8 protein-coding genes and 2 pseudogenes are annotated in these 12,845 nt (G+C 64.1%); 6 read left to right on the forward strand and 4 right to left on the reverse strand.

The genetic code is table 11. The annotated features are described in order from the left end of the window. The first annotated feature begins 121 nt into the window (after positions 1-121). Positions 122-789 (forward strand): annotated as a pseudogene (locus tag AB4Y42_RS06270) (O-methyltransferase). Between the two features lie 107 nt (positions 790-896). Here the strand turns inward: AB4Y42_RS06270 and AB4Y42_RS06275 are convergent. Beyond that, positions 897-3,127: pseudogene (locus AB4Y42_RS06275) on the reverse strand (TonB-dependent receptor). 511 nt (positions 3,128-3,638) lie between these two features. Here AB4Y42_RS06275 and AB4Y42_RS06280 point away from each other — a divergent pair. After that, entirely contained in the window at positions 3,639-4,370 is a 732-nt protein-coding gene (locus AB4Y42_RS06280; RefSeq protein WP_342923025.1) for a PIG-L deacetylase family protein, read from the forward strand. Next, on the forward strand, positions 4,367-5,062 hold the full coding sequence (locus tag AB4Y42_RS06285) for a 4-carboxy-4-hydroxy-2-oxoadipate aldolase/oxaloacetate decarboxylase (RefSeq protein WP_368691793.1): 696 nt from the start codon (positions 4,367-4,369) through the stop codon (positions 5,060-5,062). Before AB4Y42_RS06280 ends, AB4Y42_RS06285 begins: the two co-directional genes overlap by 4 nt. Before the next feature lie 127 nt (positions 5,063-5,189). On the opposite strand, the gene AB4Y42_RS06290 is transcribed toward AB4Y42_RS06285, so the two are convergent. The 3 genes from AB4Y42_RS06290 to AB4Y42_RS06300 form a co-directional block, all read right to left on the reverse strand. Beyond that, on the reverse strand, positions 5,190-6,317 hold the full coding sequence (locus AB4Y42_RS06290; protein WP_368693682.1) for an aminotransferase class V-fold PLP-dependent enzyme: 1,128 nt from the start codon (positions 6,315-6,317) through the stop codon (positions 5,190-5,192). Positions 6,318-6,430: 113 nt separating this feature from the next. Further along, positions 6,431-7,930 carry a sensor histidine kinase N-terminal domain-containing protein gene (locus AB4Y42_RS06295; protein ID WP_368693977.1) on the reverse strand — a complete coding sequence of 500 codons (1,500 nt, stop codon included), beginning with the start codon at positions 7,928-7,930 and terminating at the stop codon, positions 6,431-6,433. Then, on the reverse strand, positions 7,927-8,610 hold the full coding sequence (locus AB4Y42_RS06300; protein ID WP_368693683.1) for a response regulator: 684 nt from the start codon (positions 8,608-8,610) through the stop codon (positions 7,927-7,929). The genes AB4Y42_RS06295 and AB4Y42_RS06300 overlap by 4 nt, the downstream gene beginning before the upstream one ends. Positions 8,611-8,749: 139 nt before the next feature. On the opposite strand from AB4Y42_RS06300, the gene AB4Y42_RS06305 reads away from it, so the two are divergent. From AB4Y42_RS06305 to AB4Y42_RS06315, 3 genes are all read left to right on the forward strand, one after another. Next, the gene (locus AB4Y42_RS06305; protein WP_368693684.1) at positions 8,750-9,844 is read left to right on the forward strand and encodes an ABC transporter substrate-binding protein; all 1,095 of its coding nucleotides are present in this window, start codon (positions 8,750-8,752) and stop codon (positions 9,842-9,844) included. Between the two features lie 137 nt (positions 9,845-9,981). Beyond that, complete coding sequence (locus tag AB4Y42_RS06310; RefSeq protein WP_368691820.1) at positions 9,982-11,718, forward strand: ABC transporter permease; 1,737 nt, start codon at positions 9,982-9,984, stop codon at positions 11,716-11,718. Then, positions 11,711-12,778 (forward strand): ABC transporter ATP-binding protein, encoded by a 1,068-nt coding sequence (locus AB4Y42_RS06315; protein ID WP_368691789.1) that lies wholly within the window; start codon positions 11,711-11,713, stop codon positions 12,776-12,778. The genes AB4Y42_RS06310 and AB4Y42_RS06315 overlap by 8 nt, the downstream gene beginning before the upstream one ends. The last annotated feature ends 67 nt before the right edge of the window (positions 12,779-12,845 follow it).

Consider the following 12,845-nt stretch of genomic DNA (forward strand, 5'->3'; position numbering starts at 1 on the left):
TCCGGTTCATGTAATTACTCAGGATATCGAATCGAAGAGGCGCGCAACGACCGCGCGCTTGTGCCGTGTCGCGAGCGGGTGAGGTAATCTTGGCGGCTCGATCCAGAAACGGAGCAGGGTGATGAACGAGCAAACGTGGCAGGCAGTGGACGACTGGTTCTGCGACCGGCTGATCGGTCCCGACGATGCGCTCGACGGCGCGCTCGCGGCGAGCGCCAAGGCGGGCCTCCGCGCGATCAACGTGGCGCCGAATCAGGGCAAGTTTCTGCATCTGCTCGCGCGCATTCAGGGCGCGCGGCGCATACTCGAAATCGGCACGCTGGGCGGCTATAGCGCGATCTGGCTCGGTCGCGCGCTGCCCGACGACGGCGCGATGGTGTCGCTCGAATTCAGCCCGGAAAACGCGGCCGTTGCGCGCGCGAACATCGCGCGGGCCGGGCTCGATGCGAAGGTGACGGTCATGACGGGCCTCGCGCTCGAATCGCTCGATGCGCTCATCGCGCAAGGTGTACCGCCGTTCGACTTCGTGTTTATCGACGCGGACAAGAGCAACAACCCGAACTACCTCGAACGCGTGCTGAAGCTTTCGCGTCCTGGCACGGTGATCGTGGCCGATAACGTGGTGCGCGAAGGGCGCGTGGCCGACCCGCGCATCACGAGGACGACGTGGTCGGCTTGCGTCGCTACTTCGACATGCTTGGAAACGACAAACGGCTCGCGACCACGGCCGTGCAGACGGTGGGCAGCAAAGGCTGGGACGGGTTTGCGATCACGGTGGTGGGCGGGTAACAAACGTCGAGCGCCCATACACATACACATGCGCCAAAGACAAAAAGGGCCTGGCAGATGAACTGCCGGGCCCTTTGTCCGTCTAGCTACGCGCTGACGCTTGCCGGTCAGAAGTCCGTCGTCATCGAGAACAGCACGGTACGCGGCGCGCCCATCGTCAGATAACCACCGTTGGTCGACGACCAGTACGCCTTGTTGGCCAGGTTATAAACGTTGGCGCGGAACGTAGTCGGACGGCCGAACACGTTCGTCGCATAGCGCGCGCCGATGTCCACGGTGTCCCACGCCTTGATCGACATGGTGTTGGCCGCATCGAAGTACTGCGGACCCGTATGCGTCCAGCGCGCCGAAAGCGTGAGGCCCTGCACCCCGGGCACGTCGTATTCGGCGCCCAGGTTGAGCAGGAAGCTCGGCACGCCCACCGGCGTCTTGCCGTCGGTCGAACCCCCTTCGGTGTCGAGCTGCACGGCGTTGATCAAGGTTGCACCCGCGATCAGACGCACGCCCTTGTACACCTCGCCGAACACCGACGCTTCCACGCCGCGATGGCGTTCGTTGCCGTTGGCCACATAGGCGCCCGCGCTGTTGGTGTAGGTCTGCGGCTTTTCGAGCTGGAACAGCGCGAGCTGCACGCCGTATTTGCCGTTGTCGTACTTCGCGCCCACTTCATACTGCTTCGTGCGCTCCGGTGCGAGCTGGTCGCCGTAGTTCGTCGTGCCCTGAGGCGCAATGCCGCCCGCCGAAAGCGACTCGCTGCGGTTCGCGTAGATCGACACGTTCTCCCACGGCTTGACGACGAGGCCGAACAGCGGCGTGGTGATCGAGTCGTTGTAGTTCGAGGTCTGCAGCAGCGTCGACGACGAGTAGCCGTTCGACAGAATCTCCTGGTGACGCATGCCCACGGTGAACAGCACGCGGTCATGGAAGAAGCCGAGCGTATCCGATGCCGAGACGCTGCGCATCAGGTTCAGCGCCGTGATCGGCGGGTTGCCGTCCATGCCGGCCTGATAGGCCGTCGCCGGATACGGCACCTGCACGCCGCTGTAGAGGCTGGTCGGGAACGAATCGGAAAGCGTCCAGCCCGACTGCGTTTCCACGCGCACGATCGAGGCGCCCGCGGTCACGAAATGGCTCACCGGGCCGGTGTTGAAGTGGCCGCGCACGCCCGCTTCCGCCGAGGTCGCGCCTTCCTTGCGCACGACGCCGAGGCGCGAGCCGGTGGTGGTCGTGGGATCGGTGTAGTAGGGCGAGAAGTATTCGCCGTGCTCGTTCGTGTGGCGGCGCCGCCCGTCACATACGCGGTCCAGCCGGGCAGGAAGTCGTATTCGGCGCGCAGGATGCCGACGGTGTCTTCCGCGTCGCTGTACGACCAGGTCTGCGCGTAGTTGTGCGTGGCGGAGGGCACACCGGGAATCTCGTCGCCGAGCACGTAGACGACGGGGCGGCCGTCGGAAACGTGCTGACGCTGATACATGAAGTCGCCTTCCAGACGCAGCTTTTCGCCGCGCCAGTCGAGCGCCACGGCCGTCTGGTTGGCGCGGCGCATTTCGCTGTCGATGCTCGTTTCGCCGTCGCGGTTGTACTGGTTCACGCGAATGCCGAACTGGTCGTTGTCGCCGAAGCGGCGGCCCACGTCGATATGCGTACCGAACTCGCCCGAGGCGCTGCCTTCGAGCGTCACGCGCGTGAGCGGCTTGTCGTCGGCGCGCTTCAGTTGCAGGTTCACGCTGCCGCCGATCGAGGTGCCATTGGGCGCCGCGCCGTTCAGGAATGCGCTCGCACCCTTGAAGATGTCCACGCGCTCGAGCGCAGCCGTCTCGACGAGCTGGCGCGGCGTGATGCCGTACAGGCCGTTAAGCGAGATATCGTCGCTGTCGAGCGTGAAGCCGCGAATGACGTATACCTCCTGGAAGTTGCCGTAACCGTAGGCGGTGCGCACGGCCGGATCGTTCGACAGCACGTCCGCGATGGTACGAGCCTGCTGGTCCTCGATCAGCTTCGCGGTGTAGGTGGTCATGCTAAACGGCACGTCGATGTTCTTCTGCGAACCGAGCACGCCGAAGTCGCCGCCGCGCGCCACGTGGCCGCCGCCAAAGGTCGGCTGCAGGTCGCCCGGCAGCGTTTCCTGGGACGCCTGCACTTTCACGGTGGGCAGCGTGGCGTTGCTCGCGTTACCAGTTGCGGCGGCGCCGCTCGCGGCGGCGGGCGCCTCGGCGGTTTGCGCGAACGCCGCGGCGGGCAGGCTGAACGCGACGGCAATCGCGGCGAGGATCGTGACGCGGGAAGCGGGGAGGCGCGAAGGCAAGTTGAAGGGCGTGTGCAGACGGGATGCGGACATAAAAAGGGTCGTAGCGAAGATAGCGCTGGCGCTCCGTGATGCCTTGGCGCTGCGCGCAGGCTCCGGGCGAATGGTTATGCTTTGCCGGTCAGACAGGGCTCGCGGAGCTGGCCCCATGAGCGGCCCGGAAAGGTATGCGGATTGTATTGCAAATGAGAATGCTTGTTATTTAAATATTGCGGTCAATAGGTGTATTCAGCGTTTACGCAACAATTTCAGTACGAGGCATTCGATGTGGGCGCAACGAAAGGTTGGAAAAATTCGGGGTCGCAAGAGTTGGGTGCGCCACGCGGGCGCGCGGCTTCGTCCAGCGTCGTTGCGCGCTCAACCAATGCACCGCGCGACGCTTGCCGCTGCATGGGCAAGACGCGGCATGGCCCGTTTTCGAGGCGCGTTCCCTGCGGCGCCGATAAGCAGATTCGATGCCTTTCGGCAGTCCTTTCGTTGGTTCGCGCAGTGCGCCCAAACCTACAATGGGGCTTCGTGATGATCGACGTCTGGTGAACCGGAAATGACTGAAAAATCGATGCTCGTGGTGAGCGCACACAGCGCGGATTTCGTATGGCGCGCGGGCGGTGCGATTGCCCTGCACAAGAAGAACGGCTATCGCGTGAAGGTGGTGTGCCTCTCGTTCGGCGAGCGCGGCGAGTCGGCGAAGCTCTGGCGCAAGGGCCCCGACATGACCATCGAGAAAGTGAAGGCCGCGCGCCGCGAGGAGGCGCTCGCCGCCGCCGGGATTCTTGGTGCGGAATGCGAGTTCTTCGACCTGGGCGATTACCCGCTGCGCGTTTCCGATGAAGCGCTCCTGCGCCTCGTCGACGTCTATCGCGACGTGCAGCCTGCGTTCGTGCTGAGCCACTCGCAGAAGGACCCGTACAACTTCGATCATCCGCTCGCCATGCACGTGGCGCAGGAAGCGCGCATCATCGCCCAGGCCGAAGGCCACAATCCGGGGCAGAAGATCGTCGGCGCGCCGCCGGTCTACGCGTTCGAGCCGCACCAGACCGAGCAGTGCGAGTGGATTCCCAACACCTTCCTCGACATCACCGAAGTGTGGGACGTGAAGCGCCGCGCCATCGAGTGCATGGCGGGCCAGGAGCACCTTTGGGAGTACTACACGCGTGTCGCGCAACAGCGCGGCGTGCAGGCCAAGCGCAACATCGGCATTACGGCGAAGCGCGACATTCAATACGCGGAAGGCTATATGCGCCTGACGCCCGCAGTGGTGGGAGATCTGTCATGAAACGTGGTGTCGTCGTCACCCAGGTTCCGCGCGCCGACGCGCGCCATATCGAAATCCTCAAGGAAGCCGGCACGGCCACCGTGCACGAGGCGCAAAGCCGCCTCGGCCTGCTCGCCACGTATCTGCGGCCCATCTATTCGGGCGCCGCGATTGCGGGCCCGGCCGTGACCGTGCTCATGCCGCCCTCGGACAACTGGATGCTGCACGTGGCCGTGGAGCAGTGTCGCGAAGGCGACGTGGTCGTGGCCGCGCCCACTTCGCCCTGTGAAGATGGCTATTTCGGCGAGCTGCTTGCCACCTCGCTCGCGGCGCGCGGCGTACGCGGCCTGATCATCGACGCCGGTTGCCGCGACGTGCGCGCACTGAAGGCGATGGACTTCCCGGTGTGGTCGAAGGCCGTGTCGGCGCAAGGCACGGTGAAGGAAACGCTCGGTTCGGTGAACGTGCCGGTGGTGTGCGCGCAGCAGATCGTGCATCCGGGCGACGTCATCGTGGCCGACGACGACGGCGTGGTCGTGGTGCCGTTCGCCACGGTCGCGAAGGTCGTGGAAGCGACCCAGGCGCGCCTCGCCAAGGAAGAAAAGACGCGCGCGGTGCTCGCGGGCGGCACGCTCGGCCTCGACTATTACGGCATGCGCGAGCGCCTTGCCGAAAAGGGTCTGCGCTACGTCGACACGCCGGCAGACGCTTGAGTCCGCAGCGTTCGATAGCTGCACACGAATCGCACCATAGCAAGAACGACAACGAGCGCCGCAAGGGCGCTCGTTTCGTTTCGCGACGACCTAAGGAAGCGCGTGGCGCGCCCCGATGAAAAGCGCGTTAAAGAATGCGGTCCAACGCCTTCGCGAACCTCGCGACCGTGCCTTCGATGTCATGCAGTTTTTCGAGGCCGAACAAGCCAATGCGGAAGGTCTTGAAGTCTTCAGGCTCGTCGCACTGGAGGGGAACGCCGGCCGCGATCTGCAGGCCGGCATCGGCGAACTTCTTGCCGGATCGAATGCCGTCGTCGTCCGAGTAGCTGACCACGACGCCGGGCGCCTCGAAACCTTCGGCGGCCACGCTTCGGAAACCCTTGCTAACCAGCAGCGAGCGAATGCGCTTGCCGAGTTCGAGCTGCTCCGCCATCACCTTGTCGAAGCCGTATGCCTCGGTTTCCTCGATCACGTCGCGCAGCGTCGCGAGACTGTCCGTGGGCATGGTGGCGTGGTAAGCGAATCCGCCGTTCTCGTAGGCTTCCATGATCTGCAGCCACTTGCGCAGATCGCAGGCGAAGCTGGTGCTGGTTGTGGCGTCGATGCGCTCGCGGGCGAGCGGCCCGAGCATGACGAGCGCACAGCAGGGCGATGCGCTCCACCCCTTTTGCGGGGCGCTGATCAGGATATCGACGCCGCTTTTCTCCATGTCGACCCAGACCGTACCGGAGGCGATGCAGTCGAGTACGAACATGCCGCCTACGGCATGCACGGCGTCGGCCACCGCGCGCAGATACGCATCGGGCAGCATCATTCCGGATGCGGTTTCGACATGCGGCGCAAAGACGAGATCTGGCTTGTTCTCCTTGATCGCCGCGACGACTTCTTCGACCGGGGGCGGCGCATAGGCGGCCTGCCTTCCCTGTTCGCCCGGACGCGCTTTCAACACGATCGATTCAGAGGGAATGCTGCCCATGTCGAAAATCTGCGACCAGCGGAAACTGAACCAGCCGTTGCGAATCACGAGGCACTTCTTGTTCGTCGCGAACTGCCGGGCAACGGCTTCCATGCCGAAGGTCCCGCTGCCCGGGACGACCACGACCGACTTCGCGTTGTAGACTTTTTTCAGGGAGCGGGAGATATCTCGCATGACGCCCTGAAAGAGCTGCGACATGTGATTGATCGAGCGGTCGGTGTAAACCACTGAATATTCGAGGAGTCCCTCGCGGTCGACATTGGGAAGTAAACCTGGCACGCTCGCCTCCGATAAGAAAATGAATAATCGAATCGACAACCGATTCTAACCAAAGCCGTCTGCAATTGCGGCGACAAGGCGGCTCGCCATGTTGCACGGGTATTAGATCACGCTCATTGCCCCTTCGCGGCAATGTTGGCGAGCCCACGCTTTTTTGCGGAGCAGCAAATATCGACTGGCGCAGGCGCCGCCATCGCGTTCGTGGCGGTTGCAACTGGAGCGTCAGCCGGGAACACGACACTGACTGCGAGACCGCCGCCGGGGGCTTCGTCGAGTGTAACGCGTGCCTCGTGCACGCGCGCGATCTCCGCGACGATCGCGAGACCCAGCCCGTTGCCCTCTATGTTCTGCGTCGATTCGCAACGGTAGAAGCGCTCGAACACGACTTCGCGCTCGTGCCGGGCGATGCCCGGCCCGTTGTCGGTGACCTCGAGCACGGCACAGGTATGGCGCCGCGCCACGCGCACCGTGATGACCGCGCCGTCTCCCGAATAGCGGATCGCATTGTCGATCAGGTTGCCGATCAGCTCCTTCAACAGGTCCCCGTGACCCACCAGCTCGACCGCGTCCTGCTGCTCGAAACCGAGATCGATGCCGCGCGATCGCGCCACCGGCGACCAGTCGAGCGTCACGCTGCGTGCCACCTTGTGCAGCAGCAGCGGTGCCCGCTTCGTCGCCTGATCGCAGCCGGCATCGAGCCGCGAGAGCGAAAGCAACTGCTGCACCGCCCGCACCGCCTGGCGCACCGCCCGGTTCAGACGCCGCAGATGCAGGCCGGTGCTGGCGTCGAGGTTGCCGCGCTGAGCCAGTTCCGTTTCCGCCTGAATCACTGCCAACGGGGTCTTCAGCTGATGCGCGGCATCGGCAAAAAACCGCCGCCGCGATTCCTGCATGCGCCGCGAGCGCGAGATGTACTGATTGATCGCCTCGACAAGCGGCATGACCTCGCGTGGCAGGCCCGCGGCCGCCAGTGGCGCGCTGTCGTTCTCGCTGCGCGTCGCGACCTTTGCCGACAGGCGGTTGAGCGGACGCAGGCCGCGCCCGACGCCGAGCCAGACGATGCCGAGTGCGAGCACGACCAGCAGCCCCTCCTGAAGCAGCGAACCGATCAGGATCTGCTGCGCCAGCGCCTGACGAGGTTCGATGGTTTCGCCAACCATGATCTGGACCATGCGCGTCTGCGCGGCGGGCACGTCGTGAATGGGCAAACGCAGTAACGCCATGCGCAAGGGCACGCCCCGATAGATCGTGTCGTAGAAGCGGATCGCGAAAGGATCGAGACGGCGCACCGCAGGCTGCGGCAAATCTGCGTAGCCGGTTACAGGCCGCCCGTCCTGACCCGCCTCTTCGCGAATCAGGTAGTAGATCTTGCTGTCGTTGCTGGATTCGAACATCTCCAGCGCGAGATAAGGCAGATCGACATGGACCCGCCCCTCGCGCAGATGCACCCCCTCGCGGATCGAACGCAGCGAAAACTCGAGCGTGCGGTCGAACGCGGCATGGGCCGACTGGATTGCGCGCTGATAGGTGAGCCACGCATCCAGCGCGAGCAGGCCAAGCAGCGGCAGCAGCAGCCACAGCGACATCCGCATCCGCAGATCGGGTGCCCTCAGACGGGCCTGCACGCCTGCCTCGCTTCGAGCAGATAGCCGAGCCCGCGCAGCGTCACGATCGCCACGGCACTGCCTTCGAGCTTTTTTCTCAGCCGGTGCACATAGATTTCGATTGCCTCGGCATTCACCGATTCGTCGATGCCGAAGATCTTCTCCGACAGCGTCTCCTTGTTGATTGCCCGGCCATTGCGCAGGATCAACACTTCGAGCACCGCGCGCTCTCGCGGCGTGAGCGGGAGCGGCTCGCCTTCGAGACTGAAGCCGCGGTCGGCGGCGTCGTAGACGAGTGTTGCGCAGGCCACGCGCAGACAGTCCTGCCCCTGGCTGCGTCGTATCAGCGCACGCGTACGTGCCTCCAGTTCGCTCAGATCGAAGGGCTTGGCCAGATAGTCGTCGGCGCCGAAATCGAGTCCCCTCACGCGATCCTCCACCGATCCGTGCGCGGTCAGAATCAGCACCGGTACCGTGTTGCGGCGCGCGCGCAGCCGGCGCAGCACTTGCAGACCGTCGAGCCTGGGCAACCCGAGGTCGAGGATCACGAGCGCGTAGTCCTGGGTGCGCAGCACGTGATCGGCGGACTCGCCGTCATGCATGCAGTCGACCTTCAGATGCGCGCTGGAGAGCGCATCGGTCAGTGAACGGGACAGGATCGGGTTGTCTTCAACAAGCAAAACACGCATCGCCGCCCCCAGGGAAATCCATGAGAAAAATCATTCGTTTTCCTTCCGGTTATCGCTATGACTGAAAGCATCCAGAAAGTATCCAGACCTTACCATTCGCCAACACAAGATAAAAGCCCGTCTTGACCTGGAGGAAGACATGCCGATGTCGTTCAAACGCCGTGCCGCTACGCTCGCACTTGCACTCACCGTCAGCCCGGTCTGGGCGCAGGTTCCTGCCGGCTACCCGAGCCACTATCAAGCCTCGGTGGAAGCCGCAAAAAAAGAAGGAAAACTGATCGTCTACGCCGCGACGGATGCCGCCATCGCGAAGCCCCTCATCAAGGATTTCGAAAGCCTGTATGGCGTGAAAATCGAATACAACGACATGAACAGCACCGAGCTCTACAACCGCTTCATCAGCGAGAACGCCGCGAGCAGCACGAGCGCCGACGTGCTCTGGAGCTCGGCCATGGACCTGCAGGTCAAGCTCGTCAACGACGGTCTGATGGCGACCTACGAGTCGCCCGAGACGCCGCATCTGCCGGCGTGGTCGCAATATCAGAAGCAGGCCTGGGGCACGACCTTCGAGCCCCTCGCGATCGTCTACAACAAACGCCTGATGCCGGCAGGCGAGGTACCGCAAACGCGCGCCGACCTGATCAAGCTGTTGCAGACCCAGCCGGCACGCTACCAGGGCAAGGTCACCACGTATGACATCGAGAAATCGGGTACCGGCTTCAACTATCTGACCCAGGATGCACGCGTGAACCCTCAGGTCACGTGGGCACTCGTGCGGGCAATCGGCGCGACCGGTCCGAAGCTGCAGTCGAGTACCGGCGCCATGATGGAGCGCATCTCCTCCGGCGAAAATTTGCTTGGCTACAATATTTTGGGATCCTATGCGTATAGCAAGGCCAAAAAAGATCCATCCATCGGCTATGTCTATCCGAAGGACTACACGCAGGTGGTCAGCCGCCTGCTCACCATTTCGAAGAAGGCCCAGCACCCCAATGCGGCGCGTCTGTGGGTCGACTACCTGCTCTCGAAACGCGGTCAAACGTTGATCGCGAACGAAGCGAACCTCTTCTCGATCCGCGCCGACGTGACCGGCGAGACTTCGATGGCCGGCTTGACCGAACAGCTCGGAGACTCGCTCAAGCCGATTCCGGTCGGTACCGGCTTGCTCGTCTATCTCGACCAGGCCAAGCGCCTCGAATTTCTCAAGCAATGGCAACAGTCGATCAAGCGCTAGCGCACGCCTGACACGGCGAACGCCGTGAAGCGCCGGACGCTTCGCGGTGCGCTCTCCCCTGTTTCCCTTTTCGATATGCGGCTGCGTGCCGCAGGAGGACCCTCATGCTTTCACGACGCGCGCCCATCCCGGCCGCGGTGCCGCTCCATGCCAGGGAGAAAGACGACATTCCGGCGCTGCCCGAGGGGCCGCTGCGCCCCCTGGCTGGCTTACTGCGCTGGCTCGTCATCGCGGTACTGACCATCGCTGTCGCGCTGCCGGTTGCGCTCATCGTGTTCCAGAGTCTGTTGAGCGCCCCCTTCTTCGACGCGAGCCGCACCTTCGGCCTGGCCGGCTTCGCCTTCATTTTTACCGACCCCGATTTCTGGTCGGCCGCGGGCAACTCCTTCACGATCGCGAGCGGCATGCTGTTCATCTCCATTCCGCTCGGCGGCATCCTGGCCTTCCTGATGGTGCGCACCGATCTGGCTGGACGCCGCTGGCTCGAACCAGTCCTGCTCACGCCCATCTTCGTTTCGCCGATGGTGCTCGCCTTCGGTTACGTGATCGCCGCAGGCCCGGCCGGCTTCTACTCGATCTGGTGGAAGCAGTTGACCGGCATGGAGAGCGCGCCCTGGAACGTGTATTCGGTCTTCGCGATCACCGTGATCGTCGGGTTGACGCACGTGCCGCATGTCTATCTTTATGCCGCGGCGGCCTTGCGCAACCTTGGCTCCGACGTCGAGGAGTCCGCGCGCGTATCGGGCGCCCGGCCGCTGCGCGTGGCCCTCGACGTGAGCCTCCCCATGAGCATGCCCGCGCTGCTCTTTGCCGGCGTACTGGTGTTCTTCCTCGGCTTCGAGGTGTTCGGCCTGCCACTCGTCCTCGGCGACCCCGAAGGGCATCTCGTGCTGGCCACTTATCTTTACAAGCTCACCAACAAGCTCGGCGTGCCCTCGTATCACCTGATGGCCGCGGTCGCCGTGTGCATCATCGCCGTGACCTTTCCGCTCGTGCTGCTGCAGCGGCATCTGCTCAGGAGCGCCAATCGCTTCGTCGCGCTCAAGGGCAAGGCCACGCGGCAGACCGTGCTGGCACTCGGTACATGGCGTTGGGTCGCGCTCGCCGTCGTCGCGTTCTGGTTGCTGCTCACGATCTTCGTGCCGCTTTCCGGCATCGTGCTGCGGGCCTTCGTCACCCACTGGGGCGAAGGCGTGGACCTCGTCGAGACGTTGACTCTCGCGAACTTCTCCGAACTGTTCGAGCACAGCAATCTGGTGCGGGCCATTTTCAACACCTTCGGCATCGGCGTGCTGGGCGGCGCGCTCGCGGTCGGGTTCTACACGCTGGTCGCCTTCGCGGGCCATCGCCAGCATGACTGGGCCGCCCGCCTGCTCGATTACATCGTGCTGCTGCCGCGCGCCGTGCCAGGTTTGCTCGCCGGACTGGCGTTCCTGTGGGTCTTTCTCTTCGTCCCCGGCCTCAAGGAGCTCAAGAACTCGATGTGGAGCATCTGGGTGGCCTACACCGTTGTGTGGCTCGCCTACGGCATGCGCCTGATCCAGAGCGCGCTGCTGCAGGTCGGCCCCGAACTCGAAGAGGCCGGACGCAGCGTCGGCGGCACACGTGCGCGCGTCAGCCTCGATGTCACGCTGCCGCTCGTGCGCTTCGGGCTGCTCGCGGCATGGCTACTCATTTTCATGATCTTCGAGCGCGAGTATTCGACCGCCGTCTACCTGCTCTCTCCCGGCACCGAGGTCATCGGCGCCTTGCTCGTCTCACTGTGGGCAGCCGGGTCTGTCGATCAAGTCGCCGCCCTTTCCGTCATCAACATCGCAATGGTCGGCGCCGGTCTCGCCGTGGCCTTGCGCTTCGGAGTGAAATTGCATGGATAGGCTCTCGGTCAACGACCTCCATCTGAGCTATGGCGCGCATCCGATCCTCGAGGGCGTCTCGTTCGAACTGAAGGCGGGTGAAGTCGTCTGTCTGCTCGGCGCATCGGGCAGCGGCAAAACCACGCTGCTGCGTGCGGTGGCCGGTCTCGAACAGCCCTCATCAGGTCGCATCCAGCTGGACGAACGCGTCTTCTTCGATCGCGCAGCCGGCATCGATCTGCCCGTCGAGCAGCGCTCGCTCGGTCTCGTGTTCCAGTCCTACGCGCTGTGGCCGCACCGCACCGTGGCCGAAAACGTCGGCTATGGGCTCAAGCTGCGTCGCGTGTCGGCCCCGGAGCGCAAGCGTCGGGTTCAGGCCGCGCTCGATCAACTCGGCCTCGGTGCTCTCGCTGCGCGTTATCCGCACCAGCTGTCGGGTGGGCAGCAGCAGCGCGTCGCCATCGCGAGGGCGCTCGTGTACAACCCGCCGGTGATTCTGCTCGACGAACCGCTTTCGAACCTCGACGCGAAGCTTCGTGAGGAAGCGCGCGCATGGCTGCGCGAGTTGATCGTCACGCTCGGCCTCTCGGCGCTATGCGTGACCCACGACCAAACCGAAGCCATGGCGATGTCCGATCGCATCCTGCTGCTACGCAACGGTCGCATCGAACAGGAAGACTCGCCGGCGGATCTCTACGATTCGCCCCGGACGCTGTACGCCGCCGATTTCATGGGTAGCAACAATCGCTTCGAAGGACACGTCTGCACTGTCGAACCGGGCCATGTTGTATTGAGCGGCGCGGGCTGGACGTTGCGGGCGTCCGCGCGCGAAGCGCTTACGCCCGGTCAGGCGGTCGAAGCGGTGATCCGGCTCGAGCGTCTTCAGGTCGTCGACGGTCCCGGGCAGAACCGCCTGCGCGCCGAACTCGTCACGTCGATGTTTCTCGGCGATCGCTGGGAATACCTGTTCCATTGCGGCGAACTGCGCTTGCGTGCCTTCGGCGTGCAGCCTCGCGCCGCCGGCGAGCACTGGCTCGAACTGCCGGCGAACAACTGCTGGGCCTTTGCCCAGGCGGGCTGACAAGGGGCTCGTGCCGTTCAGGTTCATTTGCAGTTGCAGTAACCGTGGGTTGGCGCATGCCGCCAGC

The organism is Paraburkholderia sp. EG286B (assembly GCF_040965655.1).
Taxonomy (GTDB): domain Bacteria; phylum Pseudomonadota; class Gammaproteobacteria; order Burkholderiales; family Burkholderiaceae; genus Paraburkholderia.